This is a genomic window from Nocardia acididurans (assembly GCF_016741815.1).
Taxonomy (GTDB): Bacteria; Actinomycetota; Actinomycetes; order Mycobacteriales; family Mycobacteriaceae; genus Nocardia; species Nocardia acididurans.
Window position 1 is genome coordinate 245,150 of the sequence record NZ_JAERRJ010000004.1, and the last position, 21,795, is coordinate 266,944.

Annotated in this window: 20 protein-coding genes and 1 pseudogene; 8 read left to right on the top strand and 13 right to left on the bottom strand. The window is 69.0% G+C overall.

The window, feature by feature from the left end:
• Positions 1-92: 92 nt before the first annotated feature.
• A complete protein-coding gene (locus JK358_RS11860) occupies positions 93-1,022 on the bottom strand; it encodes a hypothetical protein (RefSeq protein ID WP_201946756.1) in 930 nt (309 codons plus the stop codon).
• A 610-nt stretch (positions 1,023-1,632) separates the two neighbouring features.
• Between JK358_RS11860 and JK358_RS11865 the strand changes: the two genes are divergently transcribed.
• The 4 genes from JK358_RS11865 (at position 1,633) to JK358_RS11880 (ending at position 4,444) form a co-directional block, all read left to right on the top strand.
• Complete coding sequence (locus tag JK358_RS11865) at positions 1,633-1,926, top strand: WhiB family transcriptional regulator (protein ID WP_067544211.1); 294 nt, start codon at positions 1,633-1,635, stop codon at positions 1,924-1,926.
• Between the two features lie 382 nt (positions 1,927-2,308).
• Positions 2,309-2,884, top strand: coding sequence for a sigma-70 family RNA polymerase sigma factor (locus tag JK358_RS11870; protein ID WP_201946759.1), 576 nt, complete (start codon positions 2,309-2,311; stop codon positions 2,882-2,884).
• 1 nt (position 2,885) lies between these two features.
• Positions 2,886-3,197 (top strand): RskA family anti-sigma factor, encoded by a 312-nt coding sequence (locus tag JK358_RS11875; protein ID WP_232851156.1) that lies wholly within the window; start codon positions 2,886-2,888, stop codon positions 3,195-3,197.
• 266 nt (positions 3,198-3,463) lie between these two features.
• A complete protein-coding gene (locus JK358_RS11880) occupies positions 3,464-4,444 on the top strand; it encodes a hypothetical protein (protein ID WP_201946761.1) in 981 nt (326 codons plus the stop codon).
• A 63-nt stretch (positions 4,445-4,507) separates the two neighbouring features.
• Here the strand turns inward: JK358_RS11880 and groL are convergent, their stop codons facing one another.
• The gene (gene groL, locus JK358_RS11885) at positions 4,508-6,115 is read right to left on the bottom strand and encodes a chaperonin GroEL (protein WP_201946763.1); all 1,608 of its coding nucleotides are present in this window, start codon (positions 6,113-6,115) and stop codon (positions 4,508-4,510) included.
• A gap of 133 nt (positions 6,116-6,248) precedes the next feature.
• Positions 6,249-6,551: a co-chaperone GroES gene (gene groES, locus JK358_RS11890; protein ID WP_201946765.1), complete on the bottom strand. Its 303-nt coding sequence runs from the start codon at positions 6,549-6,551 to the stop codon at positions 6,249-6,251.
• Positions 6,552-7,198: 647 nt separating this feature from the next.
• Here groES and JK358_RS39950 point away from each other — a divergent pair.
• On the top strand, positions 7,199-8,668 hold the full coding sequence (locus JK358_RS39950; protein ID WP_201946766.1) for a DUF7159 family protein: 1,470 nt from the start codon (positions 7,199-7,201) through the stop codon (positions 8,666-8,668).
• 33 nt (positions 8,669-8,701) lie between these two features.
• Here JK358_RS39950 and JK358_RS11900 read toward each other — a convergent pair whose 3' ends face one another.
• Positions 8,702-9,283, bottom strand: a complete 582-nt coding sequence (locus JK358_RS11900; protein WP_201946767.1) for a hypothetical protein — start codon at positions 9,281-9,283, stop codon at positions 8,702-8,704.
• A gap of 88 nt (positions 9,284-9,371) precedes the next feature.
• Entirely contained in the window at positions 9,372-9,818 is a 447-nt protein-coding gene (locus JK358_RS11905) for a hypothetical protein (protein WP_201946768.1), read from the bottom strand.
• A gap of 130 nt (positions 9,819-9,948) precedes the next feature.
• Here JK358_RS11905 and JK358_RS11910 point away from each other — a divergent pair, with 130 nt between their 5' ends.
• The gene (locus tag JK358_RS11910) at positions 9,949-10,569 is read left to right on the top strand and encodes a TetR/AcrR family transcriptional regulator (protein WP_201946770.1); all 621 of its coding nucleotides are present in this window, start codon (positions 9,949-9,951) and stop codon (positions 10,567-10,569) included.
• 40 nt (positions 10,570-10,609) lie between these two features.
• Here JK358_RS11910 and tsaD read toward each other — a convergent pair whose 3' ends face one another.
• The 6 genes and pseudogenes from tsaD to JK358_RS11940 form a co-directional block, all read right to left on the bottom strand.
• Complete coding sequence (gene tsaD, locus JK358_RS11915; protein ID WP_201946772.1) at positions 10,610-11,641, bottom strand: tRNA (adenosine(37)-N6)-threonylcarbamoyltransferase complex transferase subunit TsaD; 1,032 nt, start codon at positions 11,639-11,641, stop codon at positions 10,610-10,612.
• A gap of 155 nt (positions 11,642-11,796) precedes the next feature.
• Positions 11,797-12,249, bottom strand: a pseudogene (rimI, locus tag JK358_RS11920) (ribosomal protein S18-alanine N-acetyltransferase); the annotation flags it as partial.
• Complete coding sequence (gene tsaB / locus JK358_RS11925) at positions 12,246-12,938, bottom strand: tRNA (adenosine(37)-N6)-threonylcarbamoyltransferase complex dimerization subunit type 1 TsaB (protein ID WP_201946778.1); 693 nt, start codon at positions 12,936-12,938, stop codon at positions 12,246-12,248. The pseudogene rimI and the gene tsaB, both read right to left, overlap by 4 nt.
• Positions 12,939-13,042: 104 nt before the next feature.
• Complete coding sequence (tsaE, locus tag JK358_RS11930; protein ID WP_201946780.1) at positions 13,043-13,510, bottom strand: tRNA (adenosine(37)-N6)-threonylcarbamoyltransferase complex ATPase subunit type 1 TsaE; 468 nt, start codon at positions 13,508-13,510, stop codon at positions 13,043-13,045.
• On the bottom strand, positions 13,507-14,643 hold the full coding sequence (gene alr, locus JK358_RS11935) for an alanine racemase (RefSeq protein ID WP_307817472.1): 1,137 nt from the start codon (positions 14,641-14,643) through the stop codon (positions 13,507-13,509). The genes tsaE and alr overlap by 4 nt, the downstream gene beginning before the upstream one ends.
• Positions 14,644-14,740: 97 nt before the next feature.
• Positions 14,741-16,243, bottom strand: a complete 1,503-nt coding sequence (locus JK358_RS11940; protein WP_201947290.1) for an NAD(P)H-hydrate dehydratase — start codon at positions 16,241-16,243, stop codon at positions 14,741-14,743.
• 272 nt (positions 16,244-16,515) lie between these two features.
• Between JK358_RS11940 and JK358_RS11945 the strand changes: the two genes are divergently transcribed.
• The gene (locus tag JK358_RS11945) at positions 16,516-16,941 is read left to right on the top strand and encodes a cupredoxin domain-containing protein (RefSeq protein ID WP_201946782.1); all 426 of its coding nucleotides are present in this window, start codon (positions 16,516-16,518) and stop codon (positions 16,939-16,941) included.
• A gap of 77 nt (positions 16,942-17,018) precedes the next feature.
• Here JK358_RS11945 and glmS read toward each other — a convergent pair whose 3' ends face one another.
• A complete protein-coding gene (gene glmS, locus JK358_RS11950; RefSeq protein WP_201946784.1) occupies positions 17,019-18,887 on the bottom strand; it encodes a glutamine--fructose-6-phosphate transaminase (isomerizing) in 1,869 nt (622 codons plus the stop codon).
• 102 nt (positions 18,888-18,989) lie between these two features.
• On the opposite strand from glmS, the gene JK358_RS11955 reads away from it, so the two are divergent.
• Positions 18,990-19,853, top strand: coding sequence for a dienelactone hydrolase family protein (locus JK358_RS11955; protein WP_201946787.1), 864 nt, complete (start codon positions 18,990-18,992; stop codon positions 19,851-19,853).
• Positions 19,854-19,855: 2 nt separating this feature from the next.
• Here the strand turns inward: JK358_RS11955 and JK358_RS11960 are convergent, their stop codons facing one another.
• Positions 19,856-21,793 (bottom strand): hypothetical protein, encoded by a 1,938-nt coding sequence (locus tag JK358_RS11960; protein ID WP_201946789.1) that lies wholly within the window; start codon positions 21,791-21,793, stop codon positions 19,856-19,858.
• Between the last annotated feature and the right edge of the window lie 2 nt (positions 21,794-21,795).

Sequence of the window (21,795 nt, forward strand, 5' to 3'; positions counted from 1 at the left end):
AGGGCCGGTGCTTCCGCGGAGGGGCGGAACGGTCCAACAATAGCGGCTGTCGCATCGACGCCACCCTTTACGGGGTCACCTTTGGGAAGTGTTCAAGGGGTGCCCAGAGTGTCCGTGGCGGAGCGCAATCGACCGCCGCGAAGGGCCAGCAAACCAGCGCATTCGGCGGCCTCGGACGCGCCGTCGGAGGCCGGATCCACGCCCGAACGCAGCATCGCGCAGGCCCATCGCAGCGGCAGCAGGTCGTACTCGCGACACTGCGACGCGACGGTGGCGGCGAGGGCGCGGGACCGCTCGAGATCCCCGGTGGCGGCGCAGGCGGCCGCGACGAGTAGCCGGGATTTCACCTGGTGACGGACCGAGGGCGCGCGCTCGGCGAGGGCGAGCGCGGTTTCCGCGTGGGCGAGGGCGGGGTCCGGGGACAGCGGTTCGGAGAGCTCATCGCCGGCGCGCCGGGCCGGGGGCGCGATCAGCTGCGAGTCCGGGGCCGACAGCGCGGTCTCGGCAGCCACCCAGTGCAGGCGGATGCGCTGGCGCCATCCGGCCTCCGGGGCGGCGAGATGGGCGTCGATATGGGTGTGGCAACGGGTCAGCAGCCGGGCCGCGAGGGCCGGGCGAGCGGTGCCGAGAGCGTCCGCGGCCAGGCCCGTCAACGCGTCGCAAACGGCTTGGGCGCGAGCGATATCCGCTTCGACGGTCGCGGGCGCGGTCACCGGGCCCGCGAGAGCGAGGGCGGCGGCGCGGCCATCTGCGACAGCGGCGTATGCGTGCCAGCCGAGTTGCCGCAGGAGAGAGCCCTCGGTGCTGTGGGTGAGCGAGCGCAGCGCCGGATCGGTCGCGGCGCGGCGGGCGCGGGCGAGTTCGGCGCGGGCGGCGGCATAGTGCCCGACACCGCCGAGAGCGACGGCGCGCAGCCAGGATTCGGTGGCGTCGGTCGCCGCGGGCAATCCCGTGGCAGCGGCGGCGGGCGCATTGCCGAAAGCCGACTCGGCGAGTGGGGAGTTCACATCGGGCACAGGCACTGCCGCACTGTAACCAGCCCGGGGCGGATGAACATCAGCCGCCATAGCATAGATACTCAGCTACCTTTCAGCATTCGCAAGCGGCATTGTGTTTCCACTCCGTAAATTGCTGCTCGCTATCGCCTAGCACGCCCGTAAGAAATTCGTATGGCGTTTCGCGCTATTAACCTGGGCGCCTTGATCCGGCCATCTCTACCGCACTCAGGGCGGGATGCGCAATGGGCGAGATCACGACGATCGCCACTCGGGCATAGCTCCGATTGCACGCATTCGCGTACGAAAAGGCCGTTCTACCTGTCGGTTTGACAACTCGGAGTGGCTATCACGGAGGCCGCGGGCTGCTGGGCAACCGATCAGTATCACCACAGATCGCCCGATTTGTAAATAGCGTCGATGTTAATTCTCAAATGCACTGCTATTCGGATCGCAGCGGATCGAACTATTGACTCGATTTCGTTGTCCGTCCTAACGTACGACATCGCCATCGTCGGCGCTGATCGAAATTCGGCGGCGGCGGAGTGCGATCGCCGGGCACCGGCGATGCGGCCCACTGATTGCTCACCAGCACCGCTCGACAATGCCGACGAGCTCGCACCACGAGGAGTTCACCATGCCTATGCCGACCCACCTCCCCGGTCCCAACGCCGACGTCTGGGACTGGCAGATGCGCGGGTCCTGCCGCGGTCAGGACTCATCGGTCTTCTTTCATCCGGACGGTGAGCGGGGCCGTGCGCGATCCCAGCGCGAGATGCGAGCCAAAGAGATCTGCCGGCAGTGCCCGGTGCTGCTGCAGTGCCGGTCACACGCGCTGAAGGTGAGCGAGCCCTACGGAATTTGGGGCGGCATGTCGGAGACCGAGCGCGAGATGCACGCCCGCCGGAACCGCCGCCGGGTGGTCGCCTAGATCGTCTTCCCACACCTGCGTGACGGGTGTGTACCAGCGGGGACGCTGAGGCGGCCCGGGAGTGTGAGTTCGGAAATTTTCCCATCCGCGTGGCGTGGCGTGCCGAATCTCTAGCAAACAACCGGCCACTGTCCCACCGAAGCCGGTTGCGACGGACTGGCGTACGGCGTGTCTCACCAGACGCGTTGCGGAGATTCGGTACAAATCGGAAAACCACTGCGCGACAGTCGCTTTCCCGATACCCCCAACGGAAAGGAGGTTATAGCGGCACGCTACCCTCGTGGCCGATGACACAGAACGGAGCGTTGTGACAACGCGTCCGCCGGCCGCAGAGGGCGACTCGTTCCAGAGTTCGAGGGGCGAGCGGGTCGGAACACCGAGCGTGGACTCTGCGGTAACGGCGCGCGCAGCCGAAAGTCTCGAACTCGCCGCACTTCTCGAACGCTGTGGGCAGTCCGACCAGCAGGCATTCGCCGAGCTGTACGACCGCACCTCGGCACGAGTGTTCGGCCTGGTCCTACGCGTGCTACACGATCCTGGATACGCGGAGGAGACCACTCAGGAGGTCTATCTCCAGATCTGGCGCACGGCAGCCAATTTCGACCAAGCCAAGGGCTCGGCGGTCACCTGGTTGATGACCCTCGCCCATCGGCGCGCGGTCGATCGCGTGCGCGCCGAACAGGCGCATGCCCAGCGTGAGGTCGCCTATGGCACAAGCACTCTCGGTCACGAGTTCGACGAGGTGACCGAGGAGGTGGGACGTCGGCTGGAACAGCAGGCGGTCCTGCAGGGCTTGGCCACACTGACGGAGACGCAACGGGAAGCCATCTCCCTCGCCTACTTCGGTGGGCGCACATATGCCGAGGTAGCGGCATATCTGGGCGTAGGGTTACCTACCGTTAAGTCTCGTATACGAGACGGATTGACACGACTCAAGAAAAGTTTGGGAGTGACGTGAGATGAACGAAAGCCAGATCGATCTCGCGCACACTGTCGCGCTCGGATCGATCGGCGACGAAGATCAGCGCGCAGTGCAGGACATCCTGGATACCGACGACCCGGTACTGCGCGCGGACTTCACCCAGGAAGTGCAGCAGACCCGAGAAGCTCTCGCCCTGTTCGCGACCGCGGCGGCCACGCCGCCGCCCGCCGCGCTCCGCGACCGCCTCCTCGCCGCCATTGCCACGGACCCGGCGCCGGCAACCGCAATCCATCACCACACCACCTACCGCCCGGCCAACGGACGAAGTTCCCACCCCGTCCACGACTGAGGCGCTTTTTCGCAGCTCCGCGAATCCGGGCGCCCGCCCAGTTGGTTCCGCACCAATTACGGCAAACGTCCGGATCGCCACCAGTTTTCGCGCCCCTCCCGCCAGCCCACCCCGGCTGCGCCGGAAGCGCAAATGCAAGGCCCCTGAACAGGATTCGCGTTCAGGGGCTTTTCCGTGCCGAACTCCGGGTCTGGGCGCGCGCGGACCGCGACTGCTAGCGTCGAGGGCTGTTGCATCACCGTTTCAGTTCGGGGGGAGAAGGTTTCATGTCGCTACGCGCGCTGACCGAGTTCATCCAGCGGCAGACCGAAGCGGCGGAGATCCAGTCCATCGAAAGCGGCCGCGGACTGTGGCTGCCACCCGACGCCGGCGCCGAAGTCGGCGAGATGATGTCGGCCCGGACACCCGCGGAACTCACCGCGTCCGTCGTCGAACTACGCAACCTCATGCCCGGCGGAGACCTGTTCCACAATGCCGTGCTCGCGCTCCTGTGCGGATCGCTGGTGGAGAACGGGGCCGACGCGGGCGGCGCCATCGACGCCACCCTGGAACTGCTCGTACGGCAACTGGACGCCTTCGCCGAACGGCCCGACGCCGAGGTGCTGGCGGCGAGCCGGTTGAGCTTCCCCGCGGCCATGACGATGCTCAGCCGATCCAGGGAGACGCGCAAACGGTGGCGGGAACGCCCCGACGTGATGGAACGGCTGGACGAGCTCGAGGACAACGACTTCGTGCCGTTCTTCCTGCGCGAGATCTTCACCCTGCACGACGACTTCGAGATCCTGCTGCTCGATCCGAAGAACCGGCGGGCCTTCCGATTCCGGCTGATCGCGGTGCGGGACCGGCTGTATCACGCCTACGCGCTGCTCCAGGACGCCCTGCTGCGCCATGCCGGACCGGGCTACCTCGACGCCGAACCCGTCGATCCGGACGCGGTGAACTACGCGCGCAATACCGGGCTGGACTACAGCGACCCGGGCGCGTGGGAGCGCATCCGCGATCATCAGCGCTTCAATTTCGCCTACCCCGGCGGCCTGTTCATGCCGGGCTCTGCTTCACCCCTGGAGCTGCCGCAGCTGGACGGAATCCCGTTCCTGGTGGTCGAACCCAAGCTGACGCATTTCGGATGGCAGCCGTCGAATATGTATCCCGTTCTGCACGAGGCGCTGCGGGCGTCCGCGGAGCTGATCGAGGAACTCGACCCGGCGGCCGCCGAGGGCCTGCTGGCCCGCTGCGGCCTGGCCTGACGCGAAAGCCCCCGGACACGGTGCGTGTCCGGGGGCCTGTCGCTTCGCTCAGCGAGACCGCACTCAGTGGGCGTGGCCGTGGTGGCCGTGGTCGGCCTCCTCGGCGGGCTTGTCCACGATGGCCGACTCGGTGGTGAGCACCATGCGCGCCACGGAGGTGGCGTTCTCGACAGCGGAACGGGTCACCTTCACCGGGTCGATGACGCCCTCGGTGACCAGGTCGCCGTAGGTCAGGGTGGCGGCGTTGAAGCCTTCCTTGCCCTCGGTGACCTTGGAGACCACGACCGCGCCGTCGACGCCGGCGTTGGTGGCGATCCAGTACAGCGGCGAGAGCAGCGCCTGGCGCACGACCTCGACGCCGACCGCCTCGTCACCGGTCAGCGAGTCGCGCAGCTCCACCAGCTTGGCGGCGGCCTGCACCAGGGCGGTGCCGCCACCGGGGACGATGCCCTCGGCGACCGCGGCCTTGGCGGAGGAGACCGCGTCCTCGACGCGGTACTTGCGCTCCTTGAGCTCGGTCTCGGTGGCCGCGCCGACCTTGATCACGGCGACGCCGCCGGCCAGCTTGGCCAGGCGCTCTTCCAGCTTCTCGCGGTCCCAGTCGGAGTCGGTGTTCTCGATCTCCTTGCGCAGCTGGGAAACCCGCGCGTCGATGGCGTCCTGGGTGCCCGCACCCTCGACGATGGTGGTCTCGTCCTTGGTGACCACGACGCGCCGGGCCTTGCCCAGCACCTCGAGGCCCGCCTCACGCAGGGTGATGCCCAGGTCCGGGTTGACCACGGTGCCGCCGGTGACGATGGCCAGGTCGTCGAGGAACGCCTTGCGGCGGTCGCCGAAGAACGGGGCCTTCACGGCAACGGCCTTGAGGGTCTTGCGGATCGCGTTCACGACCAGGGTGGACAGCGCCTCGCCCTCGACGTCCTCGGCGATGATGACGACCGGCTTGCCCGACTCGGCGATCTTCTCCAGCAGCGGCAGCAGGTCCGGCAGGGAGCTGATCTTCTCGCGGTTCAGCAGGATGTAGGCATCCTCCAGGACGGCCTGCTGCGCTTCACCGTCGGTGACGAAGTACGGCGACAGGTAGCCCTTGTCGAACTGCACGCCCTCGGTGATGGCGAGTTCGGTCTGCAGCGTGGAGGACTCCTCGATGGTGACCACGCCGTCCTTGCCGACGGTGGTGAGGGCCTTGCCGACCAGCTCACCGATCTCCTCGTCGCGCGAGGACACGGTGGCGACCTGCGCGATGGACTTCTCACCGGACACCGGGGTCGCGGCGGCGGCCAGGGCCACGGCGACCGCGTCGGCGGCCTTGCTCATGCCCTTGCCGAGCACCATCGGGTTCGCGCCCGCGGCGATGTTCTTCAGGCCGCCCTTGATGAGCGCCTGCGCCAGCACGGTGGCGGTGGTGGTGCCGTCACCCGCGACGTCGTTGGTCTTGGTGGCGACGCTCTTGACCAGCTGCGCGCCCAGGTTCTCGAACGGGTCCTCGAGGTCGATGTCGCGAGCGATGGTCACGCCGTCGTTGGTGACGGTCGGGCCGCCGAACGCCTTGGCCAGCACCACGTGCCGGCCGCGCGGGCCCAGGGTGACCTTGACGGCGTCGGCGAGCTTGTCGACGCCGCGCTCCATTGCCCGACGCGCCTTCTCGTCGAACTCGATCTGCTTTGCCATGTGTACCTGCTCCTGAAATGAGTTGGGAGAGAACGCACTCCGCCCCGGGTCGGGTGGCCGTATGACCAGCGTCGACGCCGGGGCGGAAAGTCCGGGTCCGGGGCGAAGCCCTGGAGGCCCGGAGAGTTGCGTCTTACTTGGTGACGACGGCCAGCAGGTCGCGCGCCGAGAGGATCAGGTACTCCTGGCCGGCGTACTTGATCTCGGTGCCGCCGTACTTGCTGTAGATGACGACGTCGCCTTCCTTGACGTCCAGCGGAATCCGCTTCTCGCCGTCCTCGTCCCAGCGGCCGGGGCCGACGGCGACAACGGTGCCCTCCTGGGGCTTTTCCTTGGCCGTGTCGGGGATGACCAGGCCGGAGGCGGTCGTCGTCTCGGCCTCGTTGGCCTGGACGAGGATCTTGTCCTCGAGCGGCTTGATGTTCACGCTCGCCACGTTGAGCCCTCCACTTTCAGGGGATTCTTCGCGCCCGGGGCTGTTCCCCGAGCTCACGGATAGGTCTTGCCGACCCTGTGCGTCGCCCCGTCGTCGCGGGTGCCGGGACTCCTGCCCAGTAGTCGTTTGCTGGCACCTGAGCACACATCCAGTGCCAACTAGCACTCTATACACGGGAGTGCCAGCGCTCAAGGCTGGGCTCTGCCATCAAGACCAACCAATACTTGTCATCCGTCCAGGCAGTGCCGGTCATCGGTCCAGGCAGGACCCGTAACCGAGACACACAACGCGACTCGCCGACTGGAACGGCCGGGGAATCTGAGGGCTTCCAAAGAAAAACGAAAATCTGTAACGTTCGGATAACGGAATGTGACACCATTGACGACGGCCGCGCGACGGCATCACATCGGATACGTCACGCGCCGCATCGAAAGTTACAGAGTGCTTCACCCCACTGCACGGCAGCGCCCGCGCAGCGCAGAGACGAGAGCAAGACCGCAAGTGATCGCCGGCTGGTCCCGACGCCCCATCGGACGAGGGCTCAGCTTGATCCGTAGCTCGGATTCGTCCGTCACCAGCGAGACGTTTCCGCAGTCCGTTCGAGATGGTCGGTTACAGCAGGACCATCCGCTCGAAGGGAGGTGAACATGCGAACATCCCTCGGCATCTCCGCCGGGAACGAGGTGGTGTGCTCGGCGACTGTCGCCACCGCGCCCAACGGAGCCCAGACTTTCGACTACCGTGTCGTCACCGCCGACACGGCCCATTCCGATCTCGGCGATCTGGTGGCCTCCTCCATCGAGTTGATGACCACCCAGATTCCGCGCGACATCGTGCACCCCGTCGGCAGCCACCACATCACGCCACTCGTCCAGCACGATGCCGAACCCTCCGCGCCGGGTGATATCGCGGTCGCCTATCGAGACCGGGAGCAGGCTCAGATCATCCGCTCGGCTATCGGGCGGCAACGCCGGGCCGTGCAGCTCATCCCGGAAAGCACCGCGGCTCTCGCGTTCCTGCGCCACACCGGCCTGCTGGACCGCTACGACACGGTCGCCGTACTCGATCTGGGCGCCACCGGCACCACCGTCACCGTGGCCGACCACGCCGACGACACCGTGCTGCGCTCCGAGCGCACCACGGCCATCAGCGGCAACGCCATCGACGAACTGATCCTGCAGCACCTGCTCGACTGCCACCTCGCCCGGCGCGGCACCCGGCCCAACCGCGGCATGCTGCTGAACCGCAGCCGGGCCGCGAAGGAACACCTGTCCATCGCGCCCGCGGTGACCATCGACCACGTGGCGGGGCAGGCCATCAAGCTCACGCGGGTCGATTTCGAGGAGCTCGTCTCCGATCTGGTGCGTGAACTCGCCGTGTTCACGCGCGGCGTATTCGTGCGTGCGCCCAAGTTCCCCGAGGCCGTGGCCCTCATCGGCGGCGGCGCGAACACCCCGATGATCCTGGCCAGTCTGGAACGCCAGCTCGACGTGCCGGTGCTGACCGTGCCCGAGCCGGAATCCGCCATCGCGAAAGGCGCTGCGCTGGTTGCCGATTCGCAGGCCACCAATGCCTTCCCGGTGATCAACCTGAGCTCCGACGCCCCGGTCGGCACCTTCACCAAACTCGCGGGCACGCTTGCGGGAGCCATCGTCGTGGTCGGCCTCATCGTCGGCTACGGGGTCAAGGAGCTGGTTCCCGAACCCCAGGGCACCAACTACTCCCCCAGCACCGGCAACCAGGCCCCGCAGAACCCCACCCCGCCGACCACCGGCCCCACCACCGGCAACGGCATCACCACCCCCGCCATCCCCAACCGGAGTCCGGCCCAGCGCACCACCGGGCCCACGGCCAACACCAACGGCCAGCCCGGCACCCCCAACGGCATCCAGACCCCCTCGGCCACCACGGTCCAGCAGCCGCCCCTGCGTCCCGACCCCGGCCTACCCCAGATCCCCTTCCCCGCCGATCTCCCCCGCATCCTCGGCCCCCTCCTGGGCAGCACCCTCGCCCCCTCGGAAACACCCGACCCCGAATCCCCGACCAAACCCGCCGCCCCCCGCAGCAACTCGGGCTCCGCCGGCGGCACCACAACCCTGGTCCGCCCGACCGACTAGCGTCCGGACGCCCGGCGACTGCGCGCATTCGGCTCAGGGGCGGTCGAGTTCCGCTGCCATGCGGGCGGTGATCGCGGTCAGTACGCGGGCGGTCGTGGCCAGATCCTCCGGCGTGACAACGCTGTAGGCGTCCTGCACGATCGCGCCCGATACGGTACGAACCTCACCCGCGAGAGTTGTTCCGGTCTCGGTGGGTTCGACCAGGCCGCCGGGTGCGGCCCGCAGCAGGGCGCTGTCGAGCAGTGCGCTCAGCGCGGCTTCGATGTCGACCGGATTCCACTGGGTCATCGCGGCGATGCGGGCGATGTGGGCGGATCGTTCGACCGGTCCACCGGCGGCCACCGCCTGGTTGAGCACGATCCACTGGTGCTCGTCGAGGGTGGTGCCGGCCAGCGCGCGGGCCAGAACGGCGGTGTGGTGCTTCTCGGCCTGGCCGATGATCGAGGGGCTCAGGGTGGCCTGGATCGTGGCCGGAGCCTGTGCGGTCGTACTCGCGGCCACGACGGCGCTACTGGACGGCCCCGCGTCGACGGCCGCTGCGTGACAACCGGCGAGCAGCAGCGTCGCGCCGATGACCGACACCGCGACGCCGACCGTGGCAGTTCTGCTGGACATTTGTGAAACCTCTTCCGATGCGGGCTATCTGGGTGCCCTCGAGTCAGCGGATCGCGCGGCTCCCGGGCCGGGAGACGCCGTGCCGTGGTCAGGCGCGGGCCAGTTCCTGGGCCATGCGGGCGGTGACGGTGGCCAGCACCCGGGCCGCGACGGCCAGGTCCTCGGGAGCGACCGCGCCGTAGGCGGCGGCGACGATCGCGCCGGATTCGGCGCGGATCCTGCCTGCGAGGGTTGTGCCGGTCTCGGTGGGTTCGACCAGGCCATCGGGCGTGGTCGCGAGCAGGCCGCCAGCGAGCAGTGCGTCCAGGGCGGTCACCACGTCGGCGGGGTTCCACTGGGTCATCGCGGCGATGCGGGCGGTGTACGCGGCCCGTTCGACCGGTTCGGCTGCGGCCAGTGCCTGGTTGAGCACGATCCACTGGTGCTCGTCGAGGGTGGTGCCGGCCAGCGCGCGGTTCAGGATCGCGGCGTGGTGCTTCTCGGCCTGGCCGACGATGGCGGGGTTCAGGGTGGCCGGGGTGGTGGTGGTGGTCATTGCGATCTCCTCGTTCGGTGTTGCTCGTTGACGAGATCGATTCTGACACTGAGTTCCATAAGTGCGCAAGTACCAATTTCTATTGAGTTTCTTTCGTGCCCGAGGTTCTCTTCGCGTTAGGATTCCGGGTATGCCTGCAGACGACCGCGCCCTGCCGCTGCGTGAACGCAAACGGATACGCACCCGCCGCGCCCTCGCCGACGCCGCACTGCGGCTCTTCGCGGAAAAGGGTTTCGCCGCCACCACCGTGGAGGAACTGGTCGACGCGGCGGAGGTGTCCCGCAGCACATTCTTCCGGGCCTTCGCCACCAAGGAAGCCGTGGCCATCGAGGCCGAAACCGAGCTGTGGACGGGCTATCTCGACACCCTGACCAGCCACGATCTCACCGGTCCGGTCCTGACCGCACTGCACGACATCCTCACCGACGCCATCGCCGCACTACCCGAGGACTGGGACGAGCGCTACATCGCCACCCGGCAGCTGGTGCTCACCGCGCCCAGCTTGCTCGGCCACGTCGAATACGCCCGTTCCGGCGTGGAAACCCAAGTAGCCCAGCATCTCTCGGGCAAACTCGCCCTCCCCGAAGGCGACCTGCGTCCGCGGATCCTCGCCGAACTGACCACCACCGCCTGGAGCACCGCCGGCCGCGGCTGGGTCGCCGACAACGGCAAGGGCGGCCGCTCCGGCCTGCTCGAGCGTCTGCGCCTGGCCTTCGCAGCCATTCCCGCGGCACTCCAGCTGTCGGCGTGATCGCGCGCCGGATCGACGCCACAGCCGGGCGTCGAGGGCGTCAGAGGCGGCTGGTGGAGACCGGGAGGCCGGGGTCCGTGGCCACCGTCAGCTCGGAAGGTTGTGCGCCGCCGGCGATGATGTGAGCGCCGAGGGTGGCGATCATGACGCCGTTGTCGGTGCAGAGGCGGGGCTTGGGGACGCGCAGGGTCAGACCCGCTGCGGCGCAGCGTTCTTCGGCCAGGGAGCGGATGCGCGAGTTCGCGGTGGCGCCGCCGCCGAGGACGATGGTGTCGACGCCGACATCCTGGGCGGCGCGGACGGCCTTCATGGTGAGGACGTCGGCGACGGCTTCCTGGAAGGAGGCGGCAATGTCGGGGATGGGGAGGTCGCGGCCTTCGCGCTGGGCCGCTTCGACATAGCGAGCCACCGCGGTTTTCAGGCCGGAGAAGGAGAAGTCGTAGCGGGGGTCGCGGGGACCGGTCATACCGCGCGGGAAGGCGATGGCGGTCGGATCGCCTTCGGCCGCAATGGAATCCAGGACGGGCCCGCCCGGATAGCCGAGGCCGAGCAGACGGGCCACCTTGTCGAAGGCTTCGCCCGCGGCGTCGTCGACGGTGCTGCCCAGCTCGGTGATGGGCTGGGCCAGGTCGGTCACCTGCAGCAGATGGGTGTGCCCGCCGGAGACGAGCAGGGCGACGGCAGGCGGCATGGGGCCGTGCTCGAGGGTGTCGACGGCGACGTGACCGCCGAGGTGGTTGAGCGCGTAGAAGGGGATGTCCCACGCTGCCGCATAGGCTTTCGCGGCCGCGACACCGACCAGCAGCGCACCCGCGAGTCCGGGGCCGATGGTGACGGCGAGGGCATCGGGCTGCTCGATATCGGCGGTTGCCAGGGCGCGACGCATCGCGGGCACGATGGCCTCGAGGTGCGCGCGGGAGGCGATCTCGGGCACCACGCCGCCGAAACGGGCATGCTGATCGACGCTCGAGGCGACCTCGTCGGCGAGCAGTTCGCAGGTGCCATCCGGCCGGTAGCGGACGATGCCGACTCCCGTTTCGTCGCAGGAGCTTTCGATACCCATGACGATCATGACAGGACCTCGGTGCCGGTTGCGGATTCGGTTGCGCCGGGCGCGGATTCGGTTGCGCCATCGGCGGACTCGGCTGCGCCGTCGACCGATCCGGCTGTGCCGTCAGCGGATTCGGCGGCCGAGATCCCCGGAACATCCTGCGGGAAGCCGGCCATGGCGGGTCGGCGCATGGTGTACGCGTCGGCGCCGCTGGGCTGGTAGTAGTTCTTGCGCAGGCCGATGATGTGGAAGCCGTGCTTCTCGTAGAGCGCGATGGCGGGCGCGTTGTCGGTGCGCACCTCGAGGAACACCGGGCCGCCGCGCCGACCGGCCTCGGCGAGCAGTGCGGTCAGCAGCAGGGTGCCGACGCCGCCGCGATGGAAGCGCGGGTCGACGCCGATGGTGTGGATCTCGGCTTCGGGATGTTCGATGTCACCGAGCAGCGCGATACCGGCGTAGCCGAGCATGCGGCCGTCCTCGCGGGCGGTGATGTAGCGGTTGTGCGGCCCGGCCAGTTCGGACAGGAACGACACCTCGTGCCAGGGGTCGTCCTCGGGGAACAGCAGCTGCTCGAGTTGCGCGCAGCGGGTGGCATCGGAGGGGCGCATCGGTTCGATGCGGATGGTCATCGGCCCACCTGCGCGTAGCTGCGCTCGACCGCGTCGGGGCGGCGCAGGTAGAGCGGGATCAAGGGTTCGGGGGTGACGCCGGACAGCAGATCGCGGGCCGCGACGCGCACCAGCCCGGCCGGGGACGGGGTCTCCACGGGCAGCACCGGCAGATCGAAATAGTCGACGTGCGAGGCGGATCCGGCGATGACGGTGGCCGCGGCCGGATCCAGGTCGGCGGGTTTGCACACGGCCGGGCCCTCGACGCGTCCTTCGGCGCGGTAGCGCGCCCAGTACACCTCGCGGCGGCGGGCATCGGTGACGACCAGCAGTTCCACCGGGTCGGCGTGGTCGCGCAGATAGCTCTCGGTGTCGGCGGCGACGGCGTCGAGGCTGCACACACCGTGCACCGGCACGCCGAGAGCGTCACCGAAGGCGGCCGCGGTGGCCATGCCGACACGCAGACCGGTGAAGGGTCCGGGGCCGATTCCGGCGACGACGGCGCCGATCTCGCCGCGTGACCGGCCGGATTCGGCCAGGCAGGCCAGGATCTGCGGGGTCAGCACCTCGTTGTGCGCGCGTGCGTCCACGGTCACCTTGGAGGTGATCGTGGTGATACGAGGTGCGGTTGCCCCGGCGTCCGCCGGTTCCAGTTCCACCAGTCCCGCCGTCACGGCTGGGGTCGCGGTGTCGACAGCCAGTACAAGCATGATTGCCCCAACAATACAGTTCCGACTGTCCCGCCTCTCCGAGACTTCAGCGCATGGCTGAGAGCCGTGACCTGTTCCACACGCGTGTCGGCGGTCGTGAGCAGCTATCGGGGGGTGGTGGCGGCCACCCATTCCCATTCGGCGGTGCGGACGTCGGATTCGGGTTCGCGGCGGAGCTGGACGCGGAGGTGACGGTCGGCGAGGTGTTCGGCGACGCCGAGACCCCATTCGACGACGACCACGGCGTGATCGAGGTCGGTGTCGAGGTCGAGGGCGTCGAGCTCGTCGAGGTCGCCGCCGAGGCGGTAGGCGTCGACGTGGACCAGGGCGATGGAGCCGGGGTCGGCGCCGGCGCGGTGCTGGCGGGCGATGATGAAAGTCGGTGAGCTGACCCGTCCTTCGACGCCGAGGCCCGCCGCGATGCCGCGGGTGAGGGCGGTTTTGCCCGCACCCAGGGGGCCGTCGAGGATGACGAGGTCACCGGCTTGGAGCTGGCTCGCGAGTTCGCGGCCGAGGGCTTCGGTGTCTTCGACGGTGGGGAGCATGCGGTGATTCTGGGAGACGGTGTTCATCGGTCGCCTCCGATGTGGCTGCGCACGACTCGGCCGCGGGGGGAGCACACCACCTCGTAGTGGATGGTGCCGAGGGTATCGGCCCATTCCTGGGGGTGTGGCACGCCGGTGTCGCCGCCGAAGAGGATGGCGGTGTCGCCCTCGCGGACGCCGGCTTCGTTCTCGCCGAGGTTCACCACGAGCTGGTCCATGCAGACGCGCCCGATACTGGGGTGGCGTTCGCCACCGAGGAAGACGTCGAAGCGGCCGCCGAGGGTGCGGGGCACGCCGTCGGCGTATCCGGCGGGGATGAGGGCGACGGTGGTGTCGCGGTCGGCGATCCATTCGTGGCCGTAGGAGACGCCTTCACCGGCGGCGACGCGTTTCACCAGGGCGACGCGGGCGCGGAAGGTCATGGCGGGGCGCAGGCCGTAGTCGGATATTTCGGGCACGGGTGACAGTCCGTAGACGGCGATGCCGGGACGCACCATGTCGAAGGCGAGGTCCGGCCGGGTGAGGGCGGCCGCCGAGTTGGCCAGGTGCACGAGTTCGGGTTGCAGGCCCGCCTCCTTGGCGGTGGCGATGGCTTCGAGGAAGCGGTCGCGCTGCATGTCGATGACCGGGTTGTGCGGCTCGTCGGCGTTCGCCAGGTGCGAGAAGATCGCCCGGAACCGCACGGTCCTCTCGGCCACCAGACTCGCCAGCAGCTCCAGCACCTGCGGGTACTCGGTCGGCGAGACGCCGTTGCGGTTCAGCCCGGTATCGACCTTGAGGCTCACGATCGCGGTCTTGCCGAGCTGCCGGGCGGCAGCCGCCACGGCTTCCAGATGCGCCACCGAGGACACGGCGATCTCGATATCGGCGGCGATCCCGCTCGCGAAATCGGTATCGGAGGTGTTGAGCCAGCACAGAATCGGAGCTGTGATTCCCGCCGCACGCAGGGCGACGGCCTCGGCGACGGTGGTCACCCCCAGTTCGCGCGCACCGGCGGCCAAGGCCGCCCGCCCCACCTCGACCGCGCCGTGGTTGTACCCGTCGGCCTTCACGACCACCATCACCGCGGCGTCCCCGGCGTGCTGGGCCAGGATCCGCACATTGTGTGCGATGGCATTCAGATCGACTAGGGCTTCCACCTGCGGTTCCGGATTGCTCACCCTTCCGATCCTGCCATCCCCCGCTGTCGTCCCGGCACAGCATGCGTCAGCTCACACCGGATTTCCGCTGCTTGTGCGGGCCTGCGAGCGGTGTGGCTCACATCGGGGCAGCGAGTTCCCGGAGCGTGCCGATGGCCGCACGGACATGGGCGAGCAGCGGTGAGGCGGAGATGGGCGTACCCGCGTCGGTCGCGGCGTGCGCCGCGAGGTTCGCGGCGAGCGCATGCACCCGGGCAGCCGCGGCGGCCGCCCAGACGGGTTCGCGTCCGGCGGCGAGCAGTGCGCCGATGATGCCGGACAGCACATCACCGGAGCCCGCGGTGGCCGCCCACGATCCGCCCGCCTCGTTGACCAGCACCGGCCCGCCGGGAGTGGCGACCAGGGTGGCCCGTCCTTTCAAAAGGACTGTGACCTCCCAGGATTCGGCGAGTTTCCGAACGGATGCCACCCGATCGGGGCCGGGCTCGTCACCGGTGAGCCGAGCGAACTCGCCCGCGTGCGGGGTCAGGACGGTGGGCGCCGCGCGGTCGGTGACCAAGCTCGGATCTGCCGCGAGGAGGGTCAGCCCGTCCGCGTCGACCACCACGGGAAGGTCGGTGGCGAGGATCCGCGCGAGGCGGTCACGAGCCGCGTCGTCGGTGCCCGCGCCCGGCCCGAACACCCATGCCTGCACCCGGCCGGTGGACGAGATATCCGGAGCCGCAATGACTTCCGGAAAGTGGGCGAGGACCTGCTCCGCCCCGGTGCCCGCATAGCGAACCATCCCGGAGGTGGCCGCGACCGCGGCCCCGGTGCACAGCACCGCCGCGCCCGGGTAGGTGGCGCTGCCCGCACACACTCCGGTGACGCCCTGGGTGTACTTGTCATCGGCCGCGCCGGGCACAGGCAACCGCGCACCGACCGAGTCCGGTTCCAGCGCGGCGAGATTCGGCTCCGGCAGCCGTAACCCGATGGGCACCAGCTCGATTCGCCCGCAGTAGGGCGCGGCCAGGGCGTGCACCGGCTTGTACGCGCCGAATGTCACGGTCACATCCGCGCGAACCGCCGGTCCGGTGACCGCACCCGTATCAGGGTCCACCCCACTGGGCAGGTCCGCCGCGATGATCGGAACCCGCACGGCGGCAACGATTTCCGCCGCGCGCGGGCGCAGCGGACCGCGACCCGAAAGGCCGACGATGCCATCCACGACCAAATCCGGTGCGCCGATCGCGCCCGCCGGGCCGGAGCCTTCGGACTGCTCGCCCGAACTCCCTCCCTGAACCGACTCACCTGGGACAGCGAGAATCCGACCCCCTGCCCGACGCAGAGCGGCCAACCCGGCAGCGTGCGCACGTTCGGGCGACAACAGGATCGCCCGGACCGCGACGCCGCGGCGGCGCAGCATCGACCCCGCCCACAGCACATCGCCGCCATTGTCACCCGATCCGACCAGCAGGGTCACCGACCGACCGGCCACGCCTCCGGTGCGCTGGCGCAATTCACGCGCCACCACGTCCGCGAGCCCGAATGCGGCGCGTCGCATGGGCATTCCCTCGGGCACCCGGGTGAACAGCTCGGCCTCGGCCGCCCGCACCTCGTCGGCCGTGAAGTATCCGCGCACCGCGTCGGTCATCATTCGCCTCCCGCAATTGAGGTCCGACGGGACCGCCGGTCCCGCGTGCCTGCGACCCCAGCAGATTACGCCGGTCGATGGGCGCGTCGGTTCGGCCCTGCTCGGCCCCTCGGCCGTGCCCCGCTCAGCGCTCGATCGGAGGCGGTGCTTCGATTCCGCGTCACCGCAGACGGGAACCATCTGGACACCTGCCCAGCGAATTCCGGTGTTGCGGCCGCCCGCGAATTGGCTGCTACTCGTGCCCGTTTAGGCTGGCGGGCATGCCGATCCGCCACTACACCGCCGCCCGCGCCCTGCTCCTCGTCACCGTGGTGGCCGGAGCGCTAGCCGTGGGCGGGTGCGGGGCGGATGATTCGAAGCCCACGAGCACCACCACCTCGGCGGCGACGTCGACGTCGGCCGGGGAGACGTCGGGGCCGCGGACGCCCGCCACGGTGACGGTGCAGGTGACGGATATGAAGTTCTCGCCCGCGAATATCACCGTGAAGGCCGGGGATACGGTGACGTGGAAGTTCGATGACAAGGCGCCGCACGCGGTGCAGGGCATCGGGGATGTCGCCATGGGAATCAACAGCCCGATCTTCCACAAGGGCGAGTGGAGCTACACGTTCACCTCGCCGGGCACGTACCGCTATCTGTGCCCGCTGCACCCGGATATGAAAGGCACCGTCACCGTCGAACAGTAGGACCCTCAGGCTGCGGCCCCGCCGATCGCGATCGGCGGGGCCGCAGCCTGTTCGGTGCTCTTCGACGGCTGCCCGGATTATTCGACCGTGACCGACTTGGCGAGGTTGCGGGGCTTGTCGACGTCGTAGCCGCGGGCCTGCGCTACTTCGGCGGCGAAGATCTGCAACGGCACGGTCGACAGCAGCGGCTGGTAAAGCGTTGGGGCAGCGGGGATTTCGATGAGATGGTCGGCGAACGGGCGCACGGTGTCGTCGCCCTCCTCGGCAATGACGATGGTGCGCGCGCCGCGGGCCTGGATCTCGCGGATATTGCTGAGCAGCTTGGAGTGCAGTACCGCGCGGCCCTTCGGGGAGGGCATGACCACGAAGACCGGCAGGCCGTCCTCGATGAGCGCGATGGGACCGTGCTTGAGCTCACCGGCGGCGAAGCCCTCGGCGTGTATGTAGGCCAATTCCTTGAGTTTCAAGGCGCCTTCGAGGGCGACCGGGTAGCCGACGTGGCGGCCGAGGAACAGCACGGTCGGCACATGCGCGAGCGAGCGGGCGATTTCGCGCACCTGCGGTGCGGACTCCAATACCTGCGCCACCAGGCGCGGCATATCCTCGAGTTCGGCGAATTCGCGCGCGACCTCGTCGGGGTATTTGGTGCCGCGCGCCTGCGCGAGCGCCAGACCCACCAGGTAGTTGGCGGTGATCTGCGCGAGGAAAGCCTTGGTGGAGGCGACGCCGATCTCGGGCCCGGTGCGGGTGTAGACGACAGCGTCGGATTCGCGCGGGATCTGCGCACCGTTGGTGTTGCAGATGGCCAGCACGCGAGCCTTCTGATCCTTGGCGTGCCGCACCGCTTCGAGCGTGTCGGCGGTTTCGCCGGATTGCGAGATGGCCACGACCAGGGTGGAGCGGTCCAGAACCGGGTCGCGGTAACGGAATTCGCTGGCCAGCTCCACCTCCACGGGCAGCCGCGTCCAATGCTCGATGGCGTATTTGGCCAGCAGGCCCGCGTGATACGAACTGCCGCAGGCGACCACGAAGACCTTGTCGAATTCGCGCAGCTCCTGATCGGCGAGGCGCTGTTCGTCGAGCACGATCTTGCCATCGGCGAAATGCCCGATGAGGGTGTCGGCGACGCCCTGCGGCTGCTCCTCGATCTCCTTGAGCATGAAGTAGTCGTGGCCGCCCTTCTCGGCGGCGGCGAGATCCCAGTCGATGGTGAAGGGGCGGGTGCGCACACCGTCGGTGACACCGTGGAAGTCGGTGACCGTGTAGCTGTCGGCAGTGATCACGACGGCCTGGTCCTGGCCGAGTTCCACGGCCTCCCGGGTGTGTTCGATGAAGGCGGTGACATCGGAGGCGATGAACATCTCGCCCTTGCCGACACCCACCACGAGCGGCGTGTTGCGGCGGGCGGCGACAATCGTGCCCGGATGGTCGGCATGCGTGAGGACCAGCGTGAACGCGCCTTCGAGGCGGCGCACCACCGACAGCGCGGAGGCCACGAAATCGCCCGCGGTCTCGCCCGCGGCGTACGCGCGGGCGACCAGGTGCACGGCGACCTCGGTATCGGTGTCGCTGCCGAGCTCGACCCCGGCCGCCTCGAGTTCCCGCCGCAGCGGCACGAAGTTCTCGATGATGCCGTTGTGCACCACCGCGATCCGGCCGGTGACGTCCCGGTGCGGGTGCGCGTTGCGATCGGTCGGCGCGCCGTGTGTGGCCCAGCGGGTGTGGCCCATGCCGGTGGTCCCGGCGAAGCGGTCCACACCGGTCTCGGCCAGTTCGGCTTCCAGGTTGGCGAGCCGGCCCGCCTTGCGTTCCACGGCGAGCCCGCCCGCGCCGTCGAGAATGGCGACTCCGGCGGAGTCGTAGCCGCGATATTCCATGCGGCGCAACGCGTCCACCACTACGGTCAGGGCGCCCCTATACCCCACATACCCCACGATTCCGCACATGGGTGACCAGACTACTGGCGCACACACGACACGCTGAACCGAGTGTGCGGGCTCAATGGGCGAATCACCCCAACCACCCGGAGATCGGATAGGTTCTAGGTCGTGTCGGCGTCTGTGAAATCGCTCCTGAGCACCCTGACCGCCCGTGGCCCGCATCAAGTGCTGCGCGGCAATCTCGGCATCGCCGGGCAGCCGGGTGTGGTGTACACGCCAGCCAAGGGGCTCAACCTGCCCGCGGTGGCCTTCGGGCACGGGTGGCTGACCAAGGCCGAGAACTATCGCCGACTGCTGGAGCATCTGGCGTCGTGGGGGTTCGTGGCCGCCGCGCCGGACACCGAGCGCGGCCCGATCCCCTCGCACCTGAACCTGGCGACCGACCTGCTGACCACCCTGGACATCTGTGCCGGGGTGCGCCTGGGCACCGGCGACATCAGCGTGCATCCGGACAAACTGGCCCTGGCCGGGCACGGCATGGGTGCGGGCGCGGCGGTGATCGCGGCCTCGCAGCGTGCGGTGTCGGCCGTGGCCGCGCTGTACCCCGCCCCGACCGCGCCGTCCGGTGAATCGCTCGCGGGCGGGATCGACACGCCCGCACTGATTCTGGCCGGCGCCGCGGATATCGACTCGGTCAGCTCGAACGCCATCCCGCTGGCCTCCGCCTGGGGCGGCAAAGCCGTACTGCGCTCGGTCGACCGGGCCTCGCACAACGGCATGGTCGAGGGCCGCCGCGCCCTGGCCGCCCTCGGCGCGGGCAAACACGAGCCCAAAACCGAGCGCCTCACCCGAGCCCTGCTCGTCGGCTTCCTCAACTACACGGTTCTCGGCGACAAGAAATACAAGGCGTTCGCCGACCCGGAAATCCTGATCCCGCACACCCAGGTGGTGGACCCGGACGCCGTCGAGGAGGAGCCCGCCGAGCCGCAGAAGCTCCCCCTCCTGCAACTGGTCCAGGCGCTGCGCAAGTAGCCTCACGGCATCTCCGGGGCGGGCAGCTCGGGGATTTCGGTTCCGGCATAAGGGATTTCGACGGTAGGATCCTCGGTGTCGAGCACCGAAGGCGGCACCGGAACACGCTCCGTCGGCCCGCCGGGCGATGGCGGCACAGGGTTACCTTCACCCCCGTCGACCGGTGGCGCGGGCTGCCCCTTGCCCCCATCAGACGGCGCGGGTTGACAGGTGCCCGGTTGCGTCACGCCCGGCTGCCCCGAATCGCCGGGCCCACCTGAATCGCAGGACGGCGCGGGCTCGCAGGACGGCGCGGGCTCGCAGGACGGCGCGGGCTCGCAGGACGGCGCGGGCTCGCAGGACGGCGCGGGCTCGCAGGACGGCGCGGGCTCGTCGACGGGTGCCGGGCCCGCGGGGGAACCATCGAGCGGAAGCTGCTGCGCTACAGCGGGATTCTCCGGTGAATCGCACACCCCGCCCTCCGGCCGACCTGACGCGTCCGGCGGCACGTCGCCGTTCTGTGCGGGTTCCTCGACCGTAATGGCAGGAATTCCGTGCTCGTCGAAAGTCACGGCGTAGGTGTGCACCTCGCCCGATTCGTCGGTGACGGCGAGTCGCAGGCCACCGTCGGCTGTCGGCTCCAGGGCGAAATGCTTTCCGGCAATATCGAATTCGGCCTTGCCCGCTGGGAGGGCCGGATTCATCGGCGGCTCCGCCGCAGGCTGCGGTTCCCTGCCGGATTCCGGTTCCGTACCCGGCGGCGCATCAATCCCCGACTCGGGATCGCTCCCCGGCTGTCCGGCACCGGACGGATCGACCACGCCGGACCATGTCGACGCCGCACCGGAGATGATCTCCTGAAGACGGTCGAGCAAGTCCGCGATGGCTTGCGGCACAGTACTTCCGGTGCGCTCGGCCCCTGCGGAGCTGTCAGCGGGACCGGAGCCCACACCCGAGGGCTGCGGTGATTCGTCCCCGGCGGCATCCGATCCGGTGACGGACGCGGATCCCGGCGCGGCAGCCCCCACTCCGGCCGGATCGATGTTCGGCTGCGCTCCGGGCGCGGGAAGTGCGGGAGCTGCGCCGGAGGCATACGTCTCGGCCCCGGACGATCCCGACACCGTAGATCCCGGCGCGGGCGATGGTGGCTCGGATGTCGGTGGCGCAGCCGCGGATACGGATGCCGCCGCCGTATCCGGCGTCGTGGAACTCCCAGTGGCCCATGCCCCGCTCGTCGTTCCGGAGAAATCGGACCGGCGCGGGACGATCGCGTCGTCGGGGTAGGGGTACGGCTGGTCGGGTACCTGGTTGAGGGCGGTGACCATGGATTGGTATTGCGTCTCGAAGCATTCGTTCGTCGTCGCGCAGGCGGCGGTGAAGGCGTCCAGCTTGCGTTCGACGTCGACTTTGAAAGTGTCTGTCAGCCAGGTCGATTCGGAATTCCCGATGAGGGCGTCGATCTCGTCCGGGGTTTTGCCGCCGACGGCGACTCGCCCTGCCCCGTCGGGGGTTTGTTCCAACAGGCCGAGGGTGTGCTCGGCCTTGGTCAGCGCTGCCGCGCGCAGGGGCTCCGGGGTGCCGCCGATGACTGTCGCGGCGGCGTGCACGCAATCCAGGACATCGCGGGCTCGGGTGAGCTGGCCGTCGACAATGCCGAGCGCCTGCTCGCCGGTGCCGCCGTCCCAGATGCTCGGGAGCCGGTCGGCCACGCCACGCTGGGCCGTCCACCGGATTTCGGCTTCGGTGACCGCGGCGTCCAATTCCGTTCGGGCACTGTCGAGTCCGGCCAGGTCGGTGCGGCGTTGTTCGTCGTAGCGGGCCTGCAGGTCGCTGAGCACCGCGCCGGGGAGGGGACCGAAGGCCTTCTCGTAGAGGGGCAGGAAGTGTTCCCAGTACTGCAGCCCGGGTGCGCCGTAATCCAGGATTTCATCGATCGTCTTGCCGCTGGCATCGAAACTCACGC

Coding starts and splice junctions, on each gene's coding strand:
- JK358_RS11910 (WP_201946770.1), top strand. CDS start 9,949: ATGCCTGCAGACGACCGCGCCCTGCCGCTGCGTGAACGCAAACGGATA.
- JK358_RS11900 (WP_201946767.1), bottom strand. CDS start 9,283: ATGTCCAGCAGAACTGCCACGGTCGGCGTCGCGGTGTCGGTCATCGGC.
- tsaE (WP_201946780.1), bottom strand. CDS start 13,510: ATGAACACCGTCTCCCAGAATCACCGCATGCTCCCCACCGTCGAAGAC.
- JK358_RS11905 (WP_201946768.1), bottom strand. CDS start 9,818: ATGACCACCACCACCACCCCGGCCACCCTGAACCCCGCCATCGTCGGC.
- tsaB (WP_201946778.1), bottom strand. CDS start 12,938: ATGCTTGTACTGGCTGTCGACACCGCGACCCCAGCCGTGACGGCGGGA.
- JK358_RS11865 (WP_067544211.1), top strand. CDS start 1,633: ATGCCTATGCCGACCCACCTCCCCGGTCCCAACGCCGACGTCTGGGAC.
- JK358_RS39950 (WP_201946766.1), top strand. CDS start 7,199: ATGCGAACATCCCTCGGCATCTCCGCCGGGAACGAGGTGGTGTGCTCG.
- JK358_RS11945 (WP_201946782.1), top strand. CDS start 16,516: ATGCCGATCCGCCACTACACCGCCGCCCGCGCCCTGCTCCTCGTCACC.
- groL (WP_201946763.1), bottom strand. CDS start 6,115: ATGGCAAAGCAGATCGAGTTCGACGAGAAGGCGCGTCGGGCAATGGAG.
- JK358_RS11875 (WP_232851156.1), top strand. CDS start 2,886: ATGAACGAAAGCCAGATCGATCTCGCGCACACTGTCGCGCTCGGATCG.
- glmS (WP_201946784.1), bottom strand. CDS start 18,887: ATGTGCGGAATCGTGGGGTATGTGGGGTATAGGGGCGCCCTGACCGTA.
- JK358_RS11880 (WP_201946761.1), top strand. CDS start 3,464: ATGTCGCTACGCGCGCTGACCGAGTTCATCCAGCGGCAGACCGAAGCG.
- tsaD (WP_201946772.1), bottom strand. CDS start 11,641: ATGATCGTCATGGGTATCGAAAGCTCCTGCGACGAAACGGGAGTCGGC.